Annotated in this window: 21 protein-coding genes and 1 riboswitch; of the genes, 5 read left to right on the top strand and 16 right to left on the bottom strand. The window is 70.9% G+C overall.

Annotation, left to right across the window (positions count from 1 at the left end; genetic code table 11):
• The first annotated feature begins 218 nt into the window (after window positions 1-218).
• The gene (locus ACIHIX_RS21555; protein ID WP_399958430.1) at window positions 219-1,457 is read left to right on the top strand and encodes a glycoside hydrolase family 18 protein; all 1,239 of its coding nucleotides are present in this window, start codon (window positions 219-221) and stop codon (window positions 1,455-1,457) included.
• Between the two features lie 59 nt (window positions 1,458-1,516).
• Here ACIHIX_RS21555 and ACIHIX_RS21550 read toward each other — a convergent pair whose 3' ends face one another.
• The 3 genes from ACIHIX_RS21550 to ACIHIX_RS21540 form a co-directional block, all read right to left on the bottom strand.
• Window positions 1,517-2,176, bottom strand: coding sequence for a TetR/AcrR family transcriptional regulator (locus ACIHIX_RS21550; RefSeq protein ID WP_399958428.1), 660 nt, complete (start codon window positions 2,174-2,176; stop codon window positions 1,517-1,519).
• Window positions 2,177-2,241: 65 nt separating this feature from the next.
• Entirely contained in the window at window positions 2,242-2,382 is a 141-nt protein-coding gene (locus tag ACIHIX_RS21545; RefSeq protein ID WP_399958425.1) for an SCO1431 family membrane protein, read from the bottom strand.
• Between the two features lie 84 nt (window positions 2,383-2,466).
• Entirely contained in the window at window positions 2,467-3,831 is a 1,365-nt protein-coding gene (locus tag ACIHIX_RS21540) for a peptidase C39 family protein (protein ID WP_399958423.1), read from the bottom strand.
• Window positions 3,832-4,030: 199 nt separating this feature from the next.
• On the opposite strand from ACIHIX_RS21540, the gene ACIHIX_RS21535 reads away from it, so the two are divergent.
• Window positions 4,031-4,651 carry a uridine kinase gene (locus ACIHIX_RS21535; RefSeq protein ID WP_399958420.1) on the top strand — a complete coding sequence of 207 codons (621 nt, stop codon included), beginning with the start codon at window positions 4,031-4,033 and terminating at the stop codon, window positions 4,649-4,651.
• Window positions 4,652-5,083: 432 nt separating this feature from the next.
• Window positions 5,084-6,940 (top strand): AAA family ATPase, encoded by a 1,857-nt coding sequence (locus tag ACIHIX_RS21530; RefSeq protein WP_399958417.1) that lies wholly within the window; start codon window positions 5,084-5,086, stop codon window positions 6,938-6,940.
• Between the two features lie 13 nt (window positions 6,941-6,953).
• On the opposite strand, the gene ACIHIX_RS21525 is transcribed toward ACIHIX_RS21530, so the two are convergent.
• The 10 genes from ACIHIX_RS21525 to ACIHIX_RS21480 form a co-directional block, all read right to left on the bottom strand.
• Window positions 6,954-8,039, bottom strand: coding sequence for a hemolysin family protein (locus ACIHIX_RS21525; RefSeq protein ID WP_399958415.1), 1,086 nt, complete (start codon window positions 8,037-8,039; stop codon window positions 6,954-6,956).
• Window positions 8,036-9,361 (bottom strand): hemolysin family protein, encoded by a 1,326-nt coding sequence (locus tag ACIHIX_RS21520; RefSeq protein ID WP_399958412.1) that lies wholly within the window; start codon window positions 9,359-9,361, stop codon window positions 8,036-8,038. Before ACIHIX_RS21520 ends, ACIHIX_RS21525 begins: the two co-directional genes overlap by 4 nt.
• Window positions 9,362-9,541: 180 nt before the next feature.
• Window positions 9,542-9,985, bottom strand: a complete 444-nt coding sequence (locus ACIHIX_RS21515; protein ID WP_399958409.1) for a PH domain-containing protein — start codon at window positions 9,983-9,985, stop codon at window positions 9,542-9,544.
• A 12-nt stretch (window positions 9,986-9,997) separates the two neighbouring features.
• Entirely contained in the window at window positions 9,998-10,855 is an 858-nt protein-coding gene (gene hisG, locus ACIHIX_RS21510; protein WP_194082281.1) for an ATP phosphoribosyltransferase, read from the bottom strand.
• Between the two features lie 47 nt (window positions 10,856-10,902).
• Window positions 10,903-11,175: a phosphoribosyl-ATP diphosphatase gene (locus tag ACIHIX_RS21505; protein ID WP_020117406.1), complete on the bottom strand. Its 273-nt coding sequence runs from the start codon at window positions 11,173-11,175 to the stop codon at window positions 10,903-10,905.
• Between the two features lie 34 nt (window positions 11,176-11,209).
• The gene (gene ribH / locus ACIHIX_RS21500; RefSeq protein WP_399958406.1) at window positions 11,210-11,695 is read right to left on the bottom strand and encodes a 6,7-dimethyl-8-ribityllumazine synthase; all 486 of its coding nucleotides are present in this window, start codon (window positions 11,693-11,695) and stop codon (window positions 11,210-11,212) included.
• A gap of 26 nt (window positions 11,696-11,721) precedes the next feature.
• Window positions 11,722-13,020 (bottom strand): bifunctional 3,4-dihydroxy-2-butanone-4-phosphate synthase/GTP cyclohydrolase II, encoded by a 1,299-nt coding sequence (locus ACIHIX_RS21495; RefSeq protein ID WP_399958403.1) that lies wholly within the window; start codon window positions 13,018-13,020, stop codon window positions 11,722-11,724.
• Window positions 13,017-13,658 carry a nicotinamide riboside transporter PnuC gene (locus ACIHIX_RS21490; RefSeq protein ID WP_399958400.1) on the bottom strand — a complete coding sequence of 214 codons (642 nt, stop codon included), beginning with the start codon at window positions 13,656-13,658 and terminating at the stop codon, window positions 13,017-13,019. The genes ACIHIX_RS21495 and ACIHIX_RS21490 overlap by 4 nt, the downstream gene beginning before the upstream one ends.
• Complete coding sequence (locus ACIHIX_RS21485) at window positions 13,655-14,260, bottom strand: riboflavin synthase (protein ID WP_399958397.1); 606 nt, start codon at window positions 14,258-14,260, stop codon at window positions 13,655-13,657. Before ACIHIX_RS21485 ends, ACIHIX_RS21490 begins: the two co-directional genes overlap by 4 nt.
• Before the next feature lie 146 nt (window positions 14,261-14,406).
• A riboswitch (FMN riboswitch) is annotated at window positions 14,407-14,537 on the bottom strand.
• 191 nt (window positions 14,538-14,728) lie between these two features.
• Window positions 14,729-15,928 carry an ROK family transcriptional regulator gene (locus tag ACIHIX_RS21480; RefSeq protein WP_399958394.1) on the bottom strand — a complete coding sequence of 400 codons (1,200 nt, stop codon included), beginning with the start codon at window positions 15,926-15,928 and terminating at the stop codon, window positions 14,729-14,731.
• Between the two features lie 109 nt (window positions 15,929-16,037).
• On the opposite strand from ACIHIX_RS21480, the gene ACIHIX_RS21475 reads away from it, so the two are divergent.
• Window positions 16,038-17,249 (top strand): MFS transporter, encoded by a 1,212-nt coding sequence (locus ACIHIX_RS21475; protein WP_399958392.1) that lies wholly within the window; start codon window positions 16,038-16,040, stop codon window positions 17,247-17,249.
• 99 nt (window positions 17,250-17,348) lie between these two features.
• Here ACIHIX_RS21475 and ACIHIX_RS21470 read toward each other — a convergent pair whose 3' ends face one another.
• Window positions 17,349-17,807: an acyl-CoA thioesterase gene (locus ACIHIX_RS21470; protein WP_399958390.1), complete on the bottom strand. Its 459-nt coding sequence runs from the start codon at window positions 17,805-17,807 to the stop codon at window positions 17,349-17,351.
• An 82-nt stretch (window positions 17,808-17,889) separates the two neighbouring features.
• Window positions 17,890-19,152: an alginate lyase family protein gene (locus ACIHIX_RS21465; protein WP_399958387.1), complete on the bottom strand. Its 1,263-nt coding sequence runs from the start codon at window positions 19,150-19,152 to the stop codon at window positions 17,890-17,892.
• A gap of 138 nt (window positions 19,153-19,290) precedes the next feature.
• Here ACIHIX_RS21465 and ACIHIX_RS21460 point away from each other — a divergent pair, with 138 nt between their 5' ends.
• Window positions 19,291-20,727 carry a uracil-xanthine permease family protein gene (locus tag ACIHIX_RS21460; RefSeq protein ID WP_399958385.1) on the top strand — a complete coding sequence of 479 codons (1,437 nt, stop codon included), beginning with the start codon at window positions 19,291-19,293 and terminating at the stop codon, window positions 20,725-20,727.
• Here ACIHIX_RS21460 and ACIHIX_RS21455 read toward each other — a convergent pair.
• On the bottom strand, window positions 20,706-21,833 hold the full coding sequence (locus ACIHIX_RS21455) for a glycoside hydrolase family 6 protein (RefSeq protein ID WP_399958599.1): 1,128 nt from the start codon (window positions 21,831-21,833) through the stop codon (window positions 20,706-20,708). The genes ACIHIX_RS21460 and ACIHIX_RS21455 overlap by 22 nt on opposite strands.
• Between the last annotated feature and the right edge of the window lie 27 nt (window positions 21,834-21,860).

Here is a 21,860-nt window from a genome sequence, read left to right as displayed (position 1 = left end):
ACCAGCGGCTCTGCGCTGAGAGTATGCCCGATCGGCGGCACCGAGTCACCAGTTAACGACCGCTTACTTCAGGAAACCTGGAGCGGGGCTCGAAGAGAGCGAAATTGGTCCGAACCATTGACGTACTGGTCTAGTCCTCCTACCGTGACGGACCACACGCCTTACCGCGTTCATGCCAATCGGCGCACGCTCCCCTCTCCCCCACGAGGAGACACCCGATGCACGACTCCCCCCGTCCCCGCACCCGATTCCGGGCGCTCGTGTCGGCCGCCTGTTGCGCGGTCCTGGGCGCCGGACTGCTGGCCGGCGCGGGTACCGCGACCGCCGAGCCGGCCGCGCAGCCCACGGTGAAAGCCGGCTCGAAGGTCGTCGGCTACTTCACCGAATGGGGCACCTACGACCGCAAGTACTACGTCAAGAACATCGAGACCTCCGGCTCCGCGGCCAGGCTCACGCACATCAACTACGCCTTCGGCAACGTCACCGGCGGCAAGTGCGCGATGGGCGACGCCTACGCCGCCACCGACCGGACCTACACCGCCGCCGAGTCGGTGGACGGGGTCGCCGACACCTGGGACCAGCCGCTGCGCGGGAACTTCAACCAGCTGCGGGAGCTGAAGAAGAAGCACCCCGGCCTCAAGGTCCTGTGGTCCTTCGGCGGCTGGACCTGGTCGAGCGGCTTCGGCGAGGCCGCGAAGAACCCGGCCGCGTTCGCCCAGTCCTGCTACGACCTGGTCGAGAACTCCAAGTGGGCCGATGTCTTCGACGGCATCGACATCGACTGGGAGTACCCGAACGCCTGCGGCAACACCTGTGACACCAGTGGGCGTGAGGCGTTCAAGAACCTGATGGCGGCGCTGCGTTCGAAGTTCGGCGGCGGCAACCTGGTCACCGCCGCCATCACCGCCGACGCCACCTCGGGCGGCAAGATCGACGCGGCGAACTACGCGGGCGCGGCCCAGTACGTCGACTGGTACAACCCGATGACGTACGACTACTTCGGCGCCTGGGCCTCGACCGGGCCGACGGCACCGCACTCGCCGCTGAACTCCTACTCGGGCATCCCGACGGCGAACTACTACACCTCGGCGACCATCGCCAAGCTCAAGGGCCTCGGCGTCCCGGCCTCGAAGCTGCTGCTCGGCATCGGCTTCTACGGCCGCGGCTGGACCGGCGTCACCCAGGCGGCGCCCGGCGGGACGGCGACCGGCCCGGCGGCGGGGACGTACGAGCAGGGCATCGAGGACTACAAGGTGCTGAAGTCGAAGTGCCCGGCGACCGGGACCGTGGCCGGCACCGCGTACGCCAAGTGCGGGACCAACTGGTGGAGTTACGACACGCCCGCGACCATCGGGACGAAGATGGCGTACAAGAACCAGCAGGGGCTCGGCGGCACCTTCTTCTGGGAGCTGAGCGGTGACACCACGGGCGGGGAGCTGATCAAGGCCATCAACTGACCCCGGAGTGAGCGTACTTGGGGTGGGGGCCGCGGCCTCCGCCCCGAGTGGCGTCGGGCTCAGACGTCCCGGCGGGCCGGTTCCGGGGCCGGGTAGGACGGATCCAGTTCCTCGATGGCGCGCAGGGCGCCGCCCAGGGTCCTCACGAGGAGCTCGCGCATGGTGTCGCGGGGCAGTTCGGGACGGTCGATCCAGTCGAGGGTGGCGCCCTCGACGCTGCACACCCAGGCCAGCAGGCCCATGCGGGCCAGTGGGGCGATGTCGGTGCGGCCGTACGCCCCCTCGGCTATGGTCGCGACGATCGCCTCACGCACGCCGTCCCGGATGGCGTGCACCTCGGTGTCGAAGCCGACGCCGCCGCTGACGACGGTGCGGTAGGCGGCCTGGTTGTGCTCGGCGTAGCGCAGATAGCTGTCGATCGTGCGCTGGACCCGGTCCAGTTGGGGCAGTTGGAGACCGCTCGCCGCGAAGGTGACCAGGTCGGCGACGGAGTCCTGGATGATCGCCAGGTAGTAGCCGCGCTTGGACTGGAAGTAGTAGTAGATCAGCCCCTTGGCGACATGCGCCTGACGGGCGATGTCGTCCATGGAGAGCGCGTCGTACGAGGTGTCGGCGAACAACCGCCGCCCGATCGCGATGAGTTCGGCGCGGCGTGCGACCGAGCGCTCGGTGCCGCGCGCCCGTGGCCGGGCGGCTGCACGCTGATCACTGATATTCAATTTCGACCCTGGTCTCGGGCTGGTGGCGGGACTCCCGCAGTATGTCAGGTCAAGCGGGAGTCAGGTCACAGAAGGCCGAGCTGGGTCACGAGCATCGCGATCACCAGGACGAGCGTCCAGCCCGCGAGGTGTTCGAGGGCCTTCGGGCCGTCGTCCCGGGGGCCGCCGGTGCGGGTGCGGGTGGCTGTGGCTGCTGATGCGGTCATTCGTCCACCTTGCCACCGCCCGGGGCTTTTGCGGCCGAGAGCTTGGTCACAGGGCCCCGGCACGCACCGGGGCCCCGCATCGGTTCAGCGCACTCCCACCGCCGCGAGCGCCTTGCACTGCCGCGGGGTCGGGCGCGCGGGGAAGTACAGATAGCAGACGCCGCCTGTGCCGGAGACCACCTTGCCGCTGGCGTTGTACCGCTTGGTGCGGAGCCAGATCTTCTCCCACTCGGCCCGCTTGTAGACGCGCCGCACCGCCTCGTCGCTGGGCGAGGCCGGGTCGTTGGCGATCACATCGCCCTCGGCGGTGAAGCCGATGACGGTCATCAGGTGCCCGGAGGTGCCGTATCCCGCGCCGGTGAGCTCCTCCTTGAGGAAGGACTGGGACGTTATGGCCGGGATGCCGGCCGCGATCAGCGTCTCCAGGTCGGTGAGTGAGCCGAGCCGGGTGACCACGCCCTGGAGGCCGTCGAAGGTGGCCGCGTAGGCGGCGTTGAACGGCCAGTTGCCGCAGCCGGCGTACTGGTAGTCGAACGTGTACCGGGCCGCGTGGCACACCTGCGGATCGGCGTACGTCGGATCGACCCAGGCCAGCTGCTCGGGAGTGAGCCGGCCGCCCCAGTACTCGATGATCATCTGCGAGGAGGTGGGGCTGCACCAGGCCTCGCCGCCGTTGTCGTACTCGGGGTACTGACCGGCGTGGATCTCCTGCGAGTACCGCGGAACGCTCAGCTCCTGGGCGAGCCCCGGTGTGGAGGCGGGCACGGAGAACCGGTCGGGGATGTCGGACCCCATCGCGCCGAGCCGCCACACCGTGGGGGTCTTCTTCGTCCCCGGCTTGCGGTAGAGGGTCAGCCGCAGCCGGTACGAGGTGAGGCGCAGCCCGGTCGCCGGGTCGTCGATCGAGAAGGTGTCCGTCCAGACGCTGCTCTTGTCGTCGGTCTGGTCGTCCACCGAGGTCCGACGGATGTCCAGGTCACCGGCCGCCCAGCGGCCCATCACGTACCAGGGGGTCGCCGTGCCGTCGGAGTACGTGCCCTTCAGCTCCACCTGGAGCCAGGTGCCGTCCGGCGTGTGCGCGTTCCAGGACGCGATGGCCTCCGTGGAGGGGACGGCCAGCTTGTGGACGGGGGACGTCCAGGTCCCGTACTCCCAGGAGGCCGTCGTGCCGGTGTGCGGGTCGGTGTAGTCGACGGTGCCGGCCGCGGCGCCGATCACCAGCCCCGGACGGGCGCCCGCGACGGCGCGCGTGCCCTTCGCGAGGCCGCCGCGCCAGTCGGCGTACGACGTCCAGAAACGGTTGTCGACCAGGCGGGCGGGCGCCTGGGCGGGCCCACCGGCGTCGGTCTTGGCGTCGGCGGCGACGGCCGGGCCCGCACTGCCCGCCACCGCGGCGGCGACCGCGGCGGCCAGAACGGTTCTCCGGGACGGCTGTTCGGCTCTGCTCATGGGTGGAACGACCCCCAAGTGTGTCCGAGTTCGGGCAGATCCCCTGCACGTTTGTGCGCCCACTATGACCACACCCGACAGGCTCCTGCCAGCACTTCGCCCCATGCCACGCCCACGAATATTGGCCTCGACCACTGGCATGACCTGCGGGGGCTAAAGTGCACAGCGCTCACCGCCGCTCGACACCCAGGAACCGGCCATGCACCAGCTCGTCTCCCGGCTCCGTCGGCTGCCCCCGTCCTGCGGGCCGGTCCGGCTGGTGGGGGTCGATGGGCACGCCGGGTCCGGGAAGTCCACGTTCGCCGGGGAGTTGGCGGTCGCGCTCGGTGGTGCGCCGGTGCTGCATCTCGACGACATCGCGAGCCATGAGGAGCTGTTCGGCTGGACCGGGCGGTTGCTGGAGCAGGTGATCGAGCCCTTGCGGCGAGGGGAGAGCGCGCGCTACGCCCCCTACGACTGGCACGCGCGGCGCTTCGGACCGGTCCGGGAGCTGGCCCCGGCCCCCGTGCTCCTCGTCGAGGGCGTCGGTGCGGGGCGCCGGGCGCTGCGGCCGCACCTCGCACAGCTGCTGTGGATGGAGTTGCCCCGTGCGGAGTCCTGGGACCGGGGGCGCTCCCGGGACGGGGCGGAGCAGCGGGAGTTCTGGGCCGGGTGGGTCCGGGCGGAGCGCGCGCACTTCGCGGAGGACCCTTCCCGACCCTTCGCCGATCTTCTGGTGCGACAGGGAGAGAAGGGGTACGAGGTGCTTCCCGGGCCTTCTGGGACCGCTGGACCGGACCGGGAAATCACTCAGGGTGACGAACCATCCGCAATGTGCTGAACTTGTGAAGACCCTTGCGGCCGAACTTCCCGGAGTGCCTCAACTCCGCTTGACCGAGGGGCCGTACAGGACTTACGTTCTCAATGTGCGGCCTTTCGCAGCCGCCCGCAGTCGCGAAGCCCCCGGTTGTTCCCCCGTGATCGGGGGCTTCGTTCTGCCCTGGGCCCCCTTTTCGGGCGCTCCGAGGCGCGATTCGCTCACCCTCGGTCACCATCGGGAATGCGCCCCATCTGCTCCCACCTCGTCAAACGTCCAGTGCGGCACCCTTCGGCGGGCCCCACCCCCGCGGGTACGATGCCCTCGGTGCGACCTACGGACAGCAGCTCTGCGCACCGTCGCAACTCCGGTCCGCCGCAAGGCGGTTCGATCAAGGCGGTCGGCGGGCGACGGCTCGGTGACCAACCAGCGGGGGCACGGTTTGTGGGGGACGTGATGGACTTCGGCACGCAGGGCCCGCAGGCCCCGGCCGACCTCGCCTGGCTGCGAGGTGTGGATGCCTACACGATGGGCGCCTATCCGCAGGCGGAGGAGGAGTTCCGCACCGCGGTGCGGATGGACCCGGGGATGGCCGACGGCTGGCTCGGGCTGCACGCGCTGCGCGTCGACACGACGACCGCGCTGCTGCGCATGTTCCGGCACCGGGAGCGCTTCGGCGAACAGCGCGCCCGGCATCGCCGCACCCTCAACTCCTGGTACTGGCTGGGCTGGTGGGTGCAGCCGGTGCTGGAGAGCCCGCGCGACCTGTTGCTCGCGCACGCCTCGCACTGGCTCGACGGACGCCATGTCCCGGAGCTGGACCGGGCGTTGGCGGGTCTGCCGCCCGTGGACGCCGATCCGCAGGTGCGTTTTCTGCACGCGTGCCGGTCCTATCTGGTCAAGGACTGGGACCAACTCGTCCGGCACACCGACCCGTTGATCGACGATCCACTGCTCGGCATCGAGGCGGGGCTGTTCGGTGGCATGGCCCGGGTGCGCCTGGAGATGTACGGCCAGGCCGAACCACTGCTGTCGGCGGCGCTGATGCGCTGCCGCAGCGAGCAGCCGCAGCGCAAGGAACTGCGCTACTGGCTCGCCCGGGCCCACGAGGGCACCGGCCGCTCCGCCGCCGCGCTCCCCCTCTACCGCGCCGTGCACCGGGTCGACCCGGCGTTCATGGACACCTCGGCCCGGTTGGCGGCGATCGCCGAGTCCGACGGGTACGACGACGCGGCCGACCTCGCGGCGATCACGCTGTCCGGCGCGCAGGACGTACTGGACGGGCCGGACGGCCTGGATCCGCTCTTCGGCGCCGAGGGCCGTGACCTCAGGCTGTCCGAGCCCGACCTGCCGACCGGACCGCTGCCGTCGGTGACCGATCCCGCGGTGCGCGAGAAGCTGGTCCCCTCCCCGGCGCTGCCCGCCGGACCCACCGACCCCGTCTTACTTGAGGAGGCGCTCACCGAACTGGAGCGCATGGTGGGCCTGGAGCCCGTGAAACGGCAGGTCAAGGCGCTCTCCGCGCAGTTGAACATGGCCCGGCTGCGCGCCGGGCAGGGGCTGCCGGTCCAGCCGCCCAAGCGGCACTTCGTCTTCTCCGGCCCCTCCGGCACCGGCAAGACCACCGTCGCCCGCATCCTGGGCCGCGTCTTCTACGCCCTCGGCCTGCTCGGCGGCGACCATCTGGTGGAGGCCCAGCGGGCCGACCTCGTCGGCGAGTACCTCGGGCAGACCGCCGTGAAGGCCAACGAGCTCATCGACTCCGCGATCGGCGGGGTCCTCTTCGTCGACGAGGCGTACTCCCTCTCCAACTCCGGCTACGGCAAGGGCGACGCGTACGGCGACGAGGCCCTCCAAGTGCTGCTGAAGCGGGCCGAGGACAACCGGGACCACCTGGTGGTGATCCTGGCCGGCTATCCCGAGGGCATGGACCGCCTCCTCGCCGCCAACCCCGGACTGTCGTCGCGCTTCACCAGCCGCGTCGACTTCCCGTCCTACCGGCCGCTGGAACTGACCTCGATCGGTGAGGTCCTCGCCGCGGAGAACGGAGACATCTGGGACGAGGAGGCGCTGGACGAGCTGCGCTCCATCGCCGGGCACGTGGTGGACCAGGGCTGGATCGACGAGCTCGGCAACGGAAGGTTCCTGCGGACGCTGTACGAGAAGAGCTGCGCCTACCGGGATCTGCGGCTGTCGACCTACCCGGGGATGCTGACCCGGGACGACCTGTCGACCCTGCGGCTGCCGGATCTGATGCAGGCGTACGGAGAGGTGCTGTCGGGGCGGGGACCCCAGGACCCGTCGGCCCTGTAGCCCCCGCCCGGCGCTACTTGGCCAGCGCCTCCTCCGGTTCCCCGCTCGCGCGGGGTTCCGTCACCTTCACCTGCGTCGTCTCCCGGTGTGCCGGGTCCGTCACCTCGCCGACCAGGAGTTCGAGTACGTCCTCCAGGGCGACGAGCCCCAGCACCTTGCCGGACGCGTCCGCGACCTGGGCCAGGTGGGTCGCCGCACGGCGCATCACCGTCAGGGCGTCGTCCAGGGGGAGCTCGGAGCGCAGGGTCGTCATGGAGCGCCAGATGTGCTGCGGCACCGCCCGCTCGGACTCCTCCAGGTCCAGTACGTCCTTGACGTGCAGATAGCCCATGAAGGCTCCGTTGTCGGCGACCACCGGGAAGCGGGAGTAGCCGGTGCGCGCGGTCAGTTCGACCACCTGGCCCGGGGTGATCGACGGGCCGACGGTGACCAGCGACTCCCGCCCCAGCAGGACGTCCGTGACCGGGCGGGAGCCCAGCTCCAGCGCGTCCTCCAGGCGTTCCTGCTCCTCGGGGTCGAGGAGACCGGCCTGGCCGGAGTCCTCCACCAGGCGGTTGAGCTGTTCGCTGGTGAAGACCGCCTCGACCTCGTCCTTGGGCTCGACGCCGAAGAGGCGCAGGATGGCCCGGGCACAGGCACCGAGGGCGATCGTGATCGGCTTGCAGAAGCGGGCGAAGACGACCAGACCGGGGCTCAGCCACAGCGCGGCCTTCTCCGGGGCAGCCATCGCGAGGTTCTTGGGGACCATCTCGCCGATGACGAGGTGGAAGAAGACCACCGCGGCGAGCGCGATCACATAGCCCAGCGGGTGGATCATGCCGTGCGGCAGATGGATCCACTCGAAGACCGGCTCCAGCAGATGCGCGACGGTCGGTTCGGCCACCGCGCCCAGTGTCAGCGAGCAGACGGTGATGCCGAACTGCGCGGCGGCCATCATCTGGGGCAGCCGCTCCAGGCCGTAGAGGACCTGACGGGCGCGGGCCGTGCCGAGTGGTTCGATCTGGCTGCGGCGGACGGAGACGAGCGCGAACTCGGCGCCGACGAAGAAGCCGTTGGCGAGCACCAGGAGCCCGGCGAAGAGGAGTTGGAGCACGCTCATCGGGCAGCCTCCACGACGACACCCGTCCGGACCAGGCGGACCCGCTCGGCGCGGTAGTGCCCGACCCGGCGCACCGACAGCCGCCAGCCGGGCAGTTCCGCCTTGTCACCGACGGCGGGGATCCGGCCGAGCAGGTCGGCGACCAGGCCTGCGACCGTCTCGTAGGGTCCTTCGGGCACGTCCAGGCCTATGCGCTGGAGGATGTCGACACGGCAGCTGCCGTCGGCGTCCCAGGCGGGACGGCCGTCCTCCGGCGGGGCGGCGGCGAGTTCGGGCACGTCCTGGCCGTCGTGCTCGTCACGGACCTCGCCGACGATCTCCTCGACGATGTCCTCCAGGGTGACCACGCCGGCCGTACCGCCGTACTCGTCGACGACGACCGCGATCGGCTGCTCGCTGCGCAGCTGCGCGAGGAGCGGCTGGACCGGGAGGGTCTCCGGCACGAGCAGCGCGGGGCGGGCGATCCGGCCCACCGGGGTGCGCAGCCTGTCGTGGGAGGGGACGGCCAGGGCGTCCTTGAGGTGGACCATGCCGACGATCTCGTCGATCTTCTCCCGGTAGACGGGGAAGCGGGACAGACCGGTGGCCCGGGTCAGGTTGACGACGTCCTCGGCGGTCGCCGACGACTGGAGCGAGCTGACCTTCACGCGCGGGGTCATGACGTGCTGCGCGGTGAGTTCGGCGAGCGACAGGGTCCGCACGAACAGGTCGGCGGTGTCCTGCTCCAGGGTGCCGGCCTGCGCCGAGTGCCGGGCCAGGGAGACGAGTTCACCGGGGGTGCGGGCGGAGGCCAGCTCCTCGGTGGGCTCGACGCCGAGGGCGCGGACGAGTCGGTTGGCGACGGCGTTCAGCGCGGCGATGACCGGGCGGAACAGGCGCGCGAACGCGTGCTGCGGGCCCGCGACGAAGCGCGCGACCTGGAGCGGCTTGGACACGGCCCAGTTCTTGGGCACCAGTTCGCCGATCACCATCTGCACGGCGGACGCCAGCAGCATGCCGAAGACGACCGCGACACCGGACACGGCCCCCTCGGGGACGCCGATCGCGGTGAACGGGCCGTGCAGCAGCTCCGCGAGGGCCGGTTCGGCGAGCATGCCGACGACGAGGGAGGTGATGGTGATGCCGAGCTGGGTGCCGGAGAGCTGGAAGGAGAGCTCCTTGAGCGACTCGACGACCGTACGGGCGCGTTTGTCGCCCTCGGCGGCGGCCTTCTCGGCGTCCGGCCGCTCGACGGTCACCAGGCCGAACTCGGCCGCGACGAAGAAGCCGTTGGCGAGAATCAGCACGAAGGCGGCTGCGAGGAGCAGCAGGGGGATGGTCATGATGCCGCCGCCTCACCGGTATGTCGGGAGGGGGCGGCGCAGGTACTACAGGACGATCCGTCCATCGCTGGAGGGAATCACTCCTCGGGTAGCAGTGGGCCGCTGAGGGCCGGTCGGGACATCAGCGGCGGAGGCGCGACGAAAACGCCTCCGCCAACAGATTAATCAAGACAGGGCCTTCTACGGCAGATCCCTTGTGCCACGGGCCTCGACGAGCGCCCGCAGGGCACGGGCGTCGGTGATGGCCTGCTGCTTGGCGATACCGGGCTGGATGCCCAGGGCGGGCAGGCTGGTGCCGTCGCTGAGGTTGAGGAACACCCAGGGGTCGCCGGGCCGCAGGTTCACCTGGATGATCTCGGCCCACTCCAGTCGGCGCCTGGAGGCGATGTTCACCACGGTGACGCCGGAGTGGTCGGCGACCACCTTCACGCGGGCCAGCATGGCCAGCACGCCGAAGATGAGGGCCGCGGTGAAGACGAAGCTGAGCCGCTCACCGGGGCCGAGCTTCTCCAGGAGCAGCGCGATCGCCGTGATGGTGACGAAGATCGCCACGCCCGCGACGAGCAGGACGGCCCGGGTGCGGCCGGGGCGGAAGGTGACGGGGAGGGCGGGAACGTCGGACATGGCTGCGGGTCCTCAGAGACGGCAGGCGTGGATGGCCGTGGTCAGGATGGCCCGGGCGCCGATGTCGTACAGGTCGTCCATGATCCGCTGGGCTTCCTTGGCGGGGACCATCGCGCGGACGGCGACCCAGCCCTCGTTGTGCAGCGGGGAGACGGTCGGGGACTCCAGGCCCGGCGTGAGGGCGACGGCCTTCTCCAGCTGCTCGACGCGGCAGTCGTAGTCCATCATCACGTAGGTCCGGGCGACCAGGACGCCCTGGAGGCGGCGCAGGAACTGCTGGACCTTGGGCTCGTTCTCCGAGGAGGTGTCGGCGTCCGTGCGGCGGATCACGACGGCCTCGGACTTCATGATCGGCTCGCCGAAGACCTCCAGGCCCGCGTTGCGCAGCGAGGTGCCGGTCTCGACGACGTCCGCGATGACCTCGGCGACGCCGAGTTCGATGGCGGTCTCGACGGCGCCGTCGAGGTGGACGACGGAGGCGTCGACGCCGTTGTCGGCGAGGTGGCCCTCGACGATGCCCTCGTAGGAGGTGGCGACCGTCTTGCCCTTGAGGTCCTGGACGCCGGTCGCGGTGCCGGGCTTGGCCGCGAAGCGGAAGGTGGAGCGGGCGAAGCCGAGCGGGAGGATCTCCTCGGCCTTGGCACCGGAGTCGATGAGCAGGTCGCGGCCGGTGATGCCGATGTCGAGGCGGCCGGAGGAGACGTAGATCGCGATGTCGCGGGGGCGGAGGTAGAAGAACTCCACCTCGTTCTCCGGGTCGACGATCCGCAGTTCCTTGGACTCGCGGCGCTGCTGGTAGCCGGCCTCATGCAGCATCTCCGCCGCAGGGCCTGACAGGGAACCCTTGTTGGGGACGGCGATGCGCAGCATGAGGTCGGCTTCCTTCGCGTGATGGGGTGTTTGGGGAACTGGCTGAATTACAGGTGGGCGTACACGTCGTCCAGCGAGATGCCGCGAGCGACCATCATCACCTGGACGTGGTACAGCAGCTGCGAGATCTCCTCGGCAGCGGCCTCCTTGCCCTCGTACTCGGCGGCCATCCAGACTTCGGCGGCTTCCTCGACGACCTTCTTGCCGATGGCATGGACGCCCTTGCCGACCAGTTCCGCGGTGCGGGAGGTGGCGGGGTCGCCGTTTGCGGCCTTGTGCTGGAGCTCGGTGAAGAGCTCCTCGAACGTCTTATTGGACATGGTGACGCTCAGCCTATGCCACACCCCGCTCAGCTCAGTGCCACGGTTCAGATACTGAGCGGAGGATGGCCGCGGTGGCCACCGCCGCCGTCACCGCCTCGTGCCCCTTGTCCTCGTTGGAGCCCTCCAGGCCGGCCCGGTCCAGGGCCTGCTCCTCGGTGTCGCAGGTCAGCACGCCGTTGCCGACGGGCACACCGGTGTCGACGGAGACCTGGGTGAGGCCCTGGGTGACGCCCTGGCAGACGTACTCGAAGTGGGGGGTGCCGCCGCGGATGACCACACCGAGGGCGACGATCGCGTCGTAGCCCCGCCCGGCGAGCACCTTGGCGACGACCGGGAGCTCCCAGCTGCCGGGGACCCGGAGCAGGGTCGGCTCGTCGATGCCCAGGTCGTGCAGGGCGCGCAGGGCGCCGTCGACCAGTCCGTCCATCACCTTTTCGTGCCACTGCGCCGCGATGACGGCGACCCGCAGGTCACCCACGTTGCGTACGGACAGCTCCGGTGCACCCTTGCCGCTCACGTTCTCAGGTCTCCTAGGAAGTGGTTCTACTGGTTGTTGCAGGCCGACACGGGGGCCGCGGGGGCGGTGTCCAGCCAGGGCAGGTCGTGGCCCATCCGGTCCCGCTTGGTGCGCAGGTAGCGGAGGTTGTGCTCGCCCGCCTGGACGGGCATGGGCACCCGGCTGTTGACGTCGATGCCGTGCCTCAGCAGGGCGTCGGACTTGTCGGGGTTGTTGGTCAGCAGACGGACGCTGCGCACGCCGAGGTCCTTGAGGATCTGGGCGCCGGCGCCGTAGTCCCGGGCGTCGGCGGGCAGGCCGAGTTCCAGGTTGGCGTCGAGGGTGTCGCGGCCGCGTTCCTGGAGCTCGTACGCCCGCAGCTTGGACAGCAGGCCGATGCCGCGTCCCTCGTGGCCGCGCAGGTAGACGACCACTCCCCTGCCCTCGGACTGGATGCGCTCCAGGGAGGCGTCGAGCTGGGGGCCGCAGTCGCAGCGGGCGGAGCCGAAGACGTCGCCGGTGAGGCATTCGGAGTGGACACGGACCAGGACGTCCGCGCCGTCGCCGATCTCGCCGTGGACGAGGGCGACGTGCTCGACGCCGTCGACCGTGGAGCGGTAGCCGTACGCCGTGAACTCGCCGTGGGCGGTGGGGAGCTGGACCTCGGCCTCGCGGCGGACGGTGGGTTCGGCGGAGCGGCGGTAGGCGATCAGGTCCTCGATGGAGATGATCGTCAGGCCGTGCTTGCGGGCGAAGGGGATCAGCTCGGGCAGGCGCAGCATCCGGCCGTCCTCGCCGGCGATCTCGACGATCGCGCCGGCCGGGCGCAGGCCCGCGAGACGGGCGAGGTCCACGGCGGCCTCGGTGTGGCCGTTGCGGGTGAGGACGCCGCCGGGCTGGGCGCGCAGCGGGAAGACATGGCCGGGGCGGACGAAGTCGGTGGGCTCGGCGTCGCCGCTCGCCAGCAGCTGGAGCGTGGTGGCGCGGTCGGCGGCGGAGATGCCGGTGGTCACGCCATGCGCGCCGGAGGCGTCGACGGAGACGGTGAACGCCGTCTTCATCTGCTCCGTGTTGTCGTCGACCATCTGCGGGAGCTTGAGGCGGTCCAGCTCCTCGCCCTCCATGGGGGCGCAGATCAGGCCGCGGCACTCGCTCATCATGAAGGCCACGATCTCGGGGGTGACCTTCTCGGCCGCGACGACGAGGTCGCCCTCGTTCTCCCGGTCCTCGTCGTCGACGACGACGATCGGGCGGCCGGCCGCGATGTCGGCGACGGCCTGCTCGATCGGGTCGAGCGCGAAGTCCTCGATGCCGTCCGTGCTGTAGAGGATCGTTGCCGTACTCATGCCGGCGCTCCTTCCAGAGCGGGCCGCGCGGCCGAGCGGGAGCGCAGCCACCAGTCGCGCATGCCCCACAGGACGAGCGCGCCGTAGATGACGTAGACGAAGCCGGAGAAGGCGTAGCCGTTGGCGAAGTTGAGGGGGACGCCGACCAGGTCGACGAGGAGCCAGGCGATCCAGAACTCGACCATGCCGCGCGCCTGGGCGTACATGGCGACGACGGTGCCGACGAAGATGTACGCGTCGGGCCACGGGTCCCAGGACAGGCTCGGGTAGGCCTTGAAGAGCAGGGCGACGGCGACCGTGCCGACGGCCGCGGCGGCGATCATCGCGCCGCGCTCGCGCCAGGTGGCGAACCGCGGGGCGATGTGGCCGTCGGACCCCTGCCGCCTGCTGCGGTTCCACTGCCACCAGCCGTACACCGCGACGACCATGACGATCGCCTGCTTGCCCGCGCTGCCGGTGAGGTGGCCGTAGAAGGCGCCGAAGAGGATGAGGCCGGCGAGGAACTGGACGGGCCAGCTCCAGATGGAGCGGCGCCAGCCGAGGGCGAGGGCGATCAGGCCGAAGAGGTTGCCGATCATGTCCGACCAGAGGATGTGCTGGTCGAAGAGGGTGAAGGCCTCGGTGTTCAGCGAGTTCACTTGCCCGCTCCCTGCGCGCTCGCGAGCAGCCGCTCGACGTACTTGGCGACGACGTCGACCTCGAGGTTGACCGGGTCGCCGGGCTGCTTGTGGCCGAGCGTGGTCAGGTCGAGGGTGGTGGGGATGAGGCTGACCGTGAAGTAGTCGGGCCCGGCGTCGACGACGGTGAGGCTGATGCCGTCGACGGTGATGGAGCCCTTCTCCACGACATAGCGCGAGAGGTCCGCGGGGAGGGAGACCTTCACGATCTCCCAGTTCTCGGAGGGCTTGCGCTCCAGCACCTCGCCGGTGCCGTCCACATGGCCCTGCACGATGTGTCCGCCGAGGCGGGCGCCGACGGCCGTGGGGCGTTCGAGGTTGACGCGGGAGCCTGCGGTCAGGGTGCGCAGGCTGGAGCGGACGAGGGTCTCCGCCATGACGTCGGCGGTGAACTCGTCGCCCTCGTGCTCCACGACGGTGAGGCAGACGCCGTTGACGGCGATCGAGTCACCGTGCTTCGCGCCTTCGGTGACGACGGGGCCGCGCAAACGGAAGCGACAGGCATCGCCGAGGTCCTCGACGGCCGTGACCTCGCCCAGCTCTTCGACGATTCCGGTGAACACTTCCCGGGTCCTCCTGCCACATAGGGGCACGGACTCCGGGGCTGTCGATGACGACAGAAAGAACGAGCAGGAACACCGGGGGCGACGCCGGACAGAGTCGCCCCTGAGGACGAACACTTACGGCGGCGCGCACGAATGCCCGCCCGCCGCGCACTGCCTCCCATCCGGACTTTAACCGTCGGTCCAGGAATTTCACCTGGTCAACCGGCCGCTGGAAGCGGTCGGGTCGCGGACTGTAACCGCCGGTTCGGACTTTCACCGACCCCGGAGTGCGCTGCTTCTGGTACATGGCCAGTGTGCCACGGCTGATCGTGGTCCATCCGGGTGCGTCATGTGGAGTGGCTCACACGTGCGGTGACTGGACTTCTCAACCCGGCCCAACTGTAAGACCCTCTGGTCTAGTCCTTTTTGGATCACCGCAGACCGGCCCGGCGGCGGTGACGACGGCCCTTGCCCGCCGCCGGGTCCTCAGCGACGCAGCCGAGAGTCTTTGCGCTCCGGTGGGCTGAACAGGTCCTCCTGGGCTCGTTCTCGTGCCGTCAGCAGGGCGCCCCGCAGTACTGCTGCGCCGCCCAGCGTGCTGGACCGCACCTCTGTCGGCAGGGGTGACATGCGGCGGACCCGTTCCTGTACGCGGCCGGCGAGTTCCGCCCCGCCCGACTCTCCGACCTCGCCGCCCAGGACCACACACCCCGGGTCCAGAACGGCGACGACCGACGAGACGCCTACGGCGAGGCGGTCGGCGAGGGTGTCCAGGAAGTCGCCGGCGCCCTCTGCGACCGCCGTCCCCACCAGTCCCGCCGCCACCGGCTCGTGCTCAGTCGCCTCCGCCACCACCCCGTACTCCCCCGCCAGCTGCGCGATCGCCGCCGAGCCCGCCAAGGAGTGGAAGCCGCCCTCGCAGCCCGTCGCGGACGGGAGGCCGTCGGTTCCCGGTACCGGCAGGAAGCCGATCTCCCCCGTGCCTCCGGACGCGCCGCGGCGCAGGGAGCCGTCCAGGACCACGGCGGCGCCCGTGCCGTGGCCGAGCCACAGGAGGACGAAGGTGTCCCGGTCCTGTGCCGCGCCGTCCCGTTGTTCGGCCAGGGCCGCCAGGTTGGTCTCGTTCTCGACGTGGACGCGGGCCTCCGGGAGGCGTTCCTGGAGGGCGGCGACCAGACGGCGGTGCCACTCGGGCAGGCCCGTGGAGTTCCGGAGTTCGCCGGTGGCGGGGTCGATGAGGCCGGGGGCGCCGATCCCTACGGTGTGCAGCCGGTCGGCGCCCGCCTCCTTGGCGACCCGTTCGACCAGCGCCACCGCCTGCTCGACCGCCGCTCCGGTGCCGATGTCCCCGGCGATCGGGACCGAGGACTCGGCCAGCACCCGGCCCAGCAGATCCGATACGACGACGGAGACGCCCTCGGTGCGGACGTCCAGCGCGGCCAGGTGGGCCCGGTCGGCGACGATGCCGTACAACTTCGCGTTCGGGCCGCGTCGCTGCTCGCCCGACTCCCCGGCCACCTCGATCAGACCGGCCGCGGCGAGGCGCTCGACGAGGTCGGCGACCGTCGGCCGGGACAGACCGGTGAGCTGCTTCAACTGCCCTGCCGTCAAAGGGCCTTCCTGCTGGAGCAGACGCAGGGCGAGCCGGTCGTTGATGGCCCGGGCGGTACTGGGGGATGCGGGCATGCCGGGGATCCTTCCAGATCAGCGGCTTGGACTGCTCTATCTATCAGGCAGGGTCCCTGATAGTTTACGACGCCGACGGGGTCCACAGGCCGCAAAGGGGCGGGAGAGTATGAGTGACGTGCTGTATGACCAGGGGCAGGTGAAGCGGGCCCGTTATGCCGTGGCCGCCGTCTTCGCCGTGCACGGCGCCGTCACCGGATCCTTCGCGACGCGTGTGCCGTGGATCCAGGACCACGCCTCGGTGAGTGCGGGGCAGCTCGGTCTGGCGCTCGCCTTCCCCGCGCTCGGCGCGTCCCTGGCCATGCCGTTGGCGGGCCGGATCAGCCATCGCTTCGGCGCCCGCAACGCCCTGCGCGGGCTGCTCTCCCTGTGGACACTGGCCCTGGTCCTGCCGGCCCTCTCCCCCAATCTCGCGGCCCTGTGCCTCGCCCTCTTCGTCTTCGGCGCCACGGCGGGCATGGCGGACGTGGCCATGAACGCCCTCGGCGTCGAGATCGAGAACCGGATCGGCCGGTCGATCATGTCCAGCCTGCACGGCATGTGGAGTGTGGGCACGGTGATCGGCTCGGCGGCCGGTACGCTCGCCGCCCACCTGGGCTCGGACGCGCGTCTGCATCACGTCCTGGCGTCGGCCGTCCTGACCTGCCTCGGCCTGCTGGCCTGCCGCTGGGTGCTCGACCTCCAGCCCACCGAGGACGAGGAGCCGCCGCCGCGGTTCGCGCTCCCGCCGAAGTCGGCGCTGCTCATCGGTGCCGTCGGGTTCTGCGCGGTCTTCGCGGAGGGCGCGAGCCTGGACTGGTCCGCGGTCTATCTGCGGGACCAGTTGGAGACCTCGGCGGGCCTCGCGGCCGCGTGCACGACCGGCTTCACCCTGACGATGGCGGTCGCACGGCTGGCCGGCGACCGGATCGTGGACCGGTACGGCTCGGTGCGCACGGTCCGGGCGGGCGGTGTCCTCGCCGTGGTCGGCGGACTGCTGATCGTCCTGTCGAACACCCCGGCGATGGCGATGGCCGGGTTCGCCCTGATGGGGCTGGGGATCGCCGTGGTCGTACCGCTGTGCTTCGCCGCCGCGGGCCGCAGCGGCTCGAACCCGAGCCTGGCCATCGCCGGTGTCGCGACGATCACCTACACCTCGGGGCTGGTCGCGCCGAGCGCGATCGGCACCATCGCCCAGGCGACCAGCCTGCTGGTGTCGTTCATCCTGGTGACGGTGCTGGCGAGCGGGCTCGTGGCCTTCGCGAACGTGCTGCGGGCGGGCGACCGTGACCGGCCGAAGCTCAGCCGGCCGACGGTGCCGATGTCCGACCAGCAGGCCTGAGGCACCGACTCCGGCCGACGGTATCGGCCTCCGACAGCAGGCCTGGGGCACGACTTCGGCCGACGGAGCCGGTGTCCGACACCCCCAGGCCCGGCGCGATCAGCCCTCCGTACGCAGGAGCTCCTGCCCCGCGGCCCTGAACCGGTCGCTCCACGGCGCGGGGCGCAGCGTCTGCGAGTCCAGCCGGACCAGGACACGTGTGCCCTGCGCGTAGGTCTCGGCGCCGTCCTGCGAGCAGAAGCGGAAGCCGTACGTCAGGCCGGTCGTGCCGAGCCGTTCCAGCCAGAGGTGGACGGCGTAGACGCCGGTCCTGGTGACCGGCGCCTCGTACGAGATCCGCAGTTCCCTGACCGCGTTGCAGGCGTCGCCGGCCGCCGCCCAGTCGCCCTCGAAGTGGATGCCGTACCCCTGCCACAGCTCGGTCCAGGCCTGCTCGACCTTGAGCGGGTAGCGGGCGTTGTGCAGCAGCCCGAGCGCGTCGAGGTCGTCGAAGTGGACGGTGACGGGGATCAGCCTGCCGTGGGACAGGGCGGGGGCGGTCGGGGCGTCGGCGGTCACGGGTGGGGCTCCTGAACGTGGCTGAAAAGCGAGGGAACGGAGCTATCCTAAGCGAGCGCTCAGGAACCCCGGGGCGGCCGGGTCAGCCCGCGATGGAGTCCAGCTGTTCCGCCGCCGGCCGCAGCGCCCAGAGGTCACCCCCGGGCGGCGCCTCCAGGTACGGCACGGCGTCCCGCGCTCGGCGGTCCCCCGCGTCGGCCGCCGCGTGGACGACGTCGGCGGCGGCGTAGCGGTGGAACTCCAGCTCGGGATACGGCCACGCGGCGGCTCCGGTGGCGGCGGGCAGCAGGAAGTCGACGGCCCTGAACAGGCTCTGCCCGTCGGGGCCTTCATGGCTCCACAGGTCGACGCCGACGTGGCGGCCGATCGCCGCGAGGCGGGTGTAGGCGACCAGGTCGAAGGTGGAGTAGTGCCAGCTGCGGGTGCGGGCGAGCTCCTGCGGCTGGCCGCCGTCGGCGGCGATCTGCGCGTCGATGCGCCGCGAACGGGCGGCCAGGACGGTGCGCCTGGCCAGGTCCTTGTCACCGGTCGCGTACGCCAGGGCGGCGAGCTGGAGGTCGTGGAAGGTGCCGTGGTTGTTGGTGGCGGCGGCTTCCTGCTTGCCGAAGTCGCTGGTCAGCAGCCAGTCGAGGAAGTCCGTCTGCCACCGGTCCATGCCCGCCCGGTCGGCCCGCGACCAGCCCGGGGCGCCCGTGGCGAGGATCGCCACGGCGTCGACGACGCTGGTGTACGACTGCGAGAAGTCGATGATGCCGATGGCGCGGCCGTCGTACTTGCAGGGGATGAACTGCGCGTGGTCCAGATTGGGGTTCATCCGGGTCGCCGGGTCGAGGAACCAGGTGCGCAGGATCTGTCCGGCCTTCTCGGCGTAGGCCTTACGGCCGGTGTAGTACCAGGCGAGCGTCAGCTCGTACGTCGAGTCGAAGACCCGCTCGACGTCCTGGCGGTCGGTGCCGGTGTCGACCTCGGGGTTGCGCTGTCCGTCCCGCTGTTCATAGGGGCAGCCCCAGGGGTTGTCGGCGGTGGGGGCCGTGGTGGGCCACCAGTAGGGGGCCTGGCTGAGATAGTCGTGAACGTCCCCTCCAGGGGCGGGTTTCGGCTTGTCGACGACCGTCCAGGGGCCCTGGTGCAGCCAGTTGTCGGCGCGGGCCGTCAACTGCCGCAGAGAATTGCCGAGTCGCGGGTCGCCTCGGTCCAGGCGGAGCTTCGTCCGCTGGAGCCGGTCGCCGTCGAGCACGGCGGTCCTCGGGGCACCGGGGGCGGCGTGCGCGGAGGGCACGAGCACGGCCCCCAGCGTCACCACCGCGGCCAGCAGAACCGCCGTACGGGATCTTCTTCCCCTCATCGCGCACTCCGATCCATCGCACTGTTGGTCATGGATATGAACGCAGTTCATGAATAGGACCGTGCGAGCGTAGGACCCCGAGGTACCCGTGACAATGGTCCGGACAAGCTTCACGTACAGAGAAAGCGAAACCTCACCATGGACCTCGGCGTGCGCTGGAAGCTGCACGGAGACGGGCGGACGCCCGCGCCCGGAGCGGTGGTACGCCCCGACGAACGGCTGTCCTGGCCCCGCACGGTCGGGCTCGGCGCCCAACACGTGGTGGCGATGTTCGGGGCGTCCTTCGTGGCCCCCGTCCTGATGGGCCTGGACCCCAACCTGGCCATCATGATGTCCGGCGTCGCGACCGTGATCTTCCTGCTCGCCACGCGCGGCCGGGTGCCCAGCTATCTCGGCTGCTCACTGTCCTTCGTGGGTGTCGCGGCCGTGATCCGCGCCCAGGGTGGTACGAGTGCCACCGTCACCGGCGCGGTCTTCGTGGTCGGCGTCGCGCTGTTCCTCGTCGGGCTCGCCGTCCAGCGCTTCGGGGCGCGGATCATCCATGCCGCGATGCCGCCGATCGTCACCGGCGCGGTGGTTATGCTGATCGGCTTCAACCTGGCTCCCGTGACCGCGAGCACCTACTGGCCGCAGGACCAGTGGACGGCCCTGCTGGTCATGCTGTTCACCGGTCTGGCCGTCGTCTGTCTGCGCGGTTTCTGGTCCCGGATCGCGATCTTCCTGGGGCTGATCTTCGGGTACGGCATCTCCTGGGCCTTCGACCGGATCTTCGGCCGTATCCACTCGGTGGACGCGAGCGGCAAGCTCACCGACCACTGGCGGCTGGACCTCTCCGCCGTCGGCAACGCCGACTGGGTCGGTCTGCCGGACTTCCACGGCCCGTCCTTCGAGTGGTCGGCGATCCTCGTCGCCCTCCCCGTCGTCATCGCGCTGGTCGCGGAGAACGCCGGGCACGTCAAGGCGGTCGGCGAGATGACCGGCGACCCGCTGGACGACAAGCTCGGCACGGCGATCTCGGCGGACGGCGTCGGTTCGATGCTGTCCACCGCGCTGGGCGGCCCGCCCAACACCACGTACTCCGAGAACATCGGCGTGATGGCCGCGACCCGCGTCTACTCGACCGCCGCCTACTGGGCCGCCGCCGGCTTCGCCCTGCTCTTCGGCCTCTGCCCCAAGTTCGGCGCGGTCGTCGCCGCGATCCCGGGCGGTGTCCTCGGCGGTATCACCGTCATCCTCTACGGCATGATCGGTCTGCTCGGCGCGCAGATCTGGATCACCTCCAAGGTGGACCTGCGCAATCCGCTGAACCTGGTGCCGGCCGCGGCGGGCATCATCATCGGTGTGGGCAACGTGACGATGAAGTTCACCGACACCTTCTCGCTGAGCGGCATCGCGCTCGGCACGGTGGTCGTCATCACCGGCTACCACGCGCTGCGGGCGTTCGCGCCGGCCCATCTCAGGGAGCAGAAGCCGCTGTTGGACGAGGGAACGTCGTCCTACGAAGGCTCTCCCGGCGACGGCTCACCGAACGACCGCTCTCCCGGCGACGGCCCTTACGACGACGCCAAGTCGTAGGCGTACGACGGGGTGAACGTCCCCGGCGCCCCCTTGCAGCCGTCCGACTCGCCCGGCAGCTTCACCCACAGATAGCCGTCGATCCGGGCCTCGCCCGTGTTCAGCGTGGGCGGCCGGCCCAGCTTGCGGCCGTCGGGGTCGCACCACTCGCCGTCGGCGGGAGCGCCGTTGCCGTTGCGGCTGGTGTCGATGACGGCACCGAGGCCCGCCGGGCCGCCCAGCGCGGCGAGGACCCGGCGGTCGTAGGCGATCTCGTCGGCGGTGCGGTGGAAGTTCGAGACGTTGCTGAAGACCCCGTCGGAGGACGCGGCCGACCCGGCGCCCGCCTGCCGCAGCAGCTCCGCCTGCCTGGCCGCCGGGTGCCAGCCGGAGTGGCCGGCGTCGTAGTAGACCCGCGCCTTGGGGTTCGCGGCCTTCAGTACGCGGCCCGCGCGGGCCAAGGAGGCGAATCGGTCGGCCCGTTGGCCACCGGACAGACACTCGGACTGGGCGATCGAGTCGGGCTCCAGGATCACGACGACCTCGCCGGAGCCGAGCCCCGCGGCGAACCGGTCGATCCAGGCGTCGTACGCGTCGAGGTCCGGCGCCCCGCCCTGGGAGGCGCCGCCGCAGTCGCGGCCCGGGATGGTGTACGCCACGACGACCGGCACCCGGCCCTGCGCGGCGGCGCCCGCGGTGACGGACTCGACCCGCGCGGTGACGCTGTCCGGCGCGTAGTCGGCGAACCAGACGGCCGCGGGCTGGTCGGCGATCCGGGACTCGATGACGTCGTGCCGCGGGTCGCCGGCGTTCTCCCTGACCCAGTCGAGCACCTGGGAGTCGGGGTGGCGGTAGAGGCGGACGGACGCGGACGACGGCCGCTGCTTGTCGGCCTCGGTCCTCGTCGGCGAGGGCGTCGGGCTCGGCTTCTTCTTCGGGGTGGCCGACGGGGACGCCGATCTGGTGGTCACCGACGGGGACGGCGAGGGTGCGGGCGGCCGGATGTCCAGGGTCGGCGACTCCGTCACCCCGGGGCGGGCCTCGTCGACGCCGCGTCCCTCGCCCAGCGCCGACACCATCCCGGTCGCGGTGCCGACGGCGACCACGACGGACGCCGCCGCGACCATGCCGTTGCGGCGCGCGGCACGCCGGCG

The sequence above is a fragment of the Streptomyces sp. NPDC051913 genome, assembly GCF_044593635.1.
GTDB lineage: Bacteria > Actinomycetota > Actinomycetes > Streptomycetales > Streptomycetaceae > Streptomyces.
Note: the sequence above shows the minus strand (reverse complement) of the source record. Positions and strands in the feature narration are given on the sequence as shown.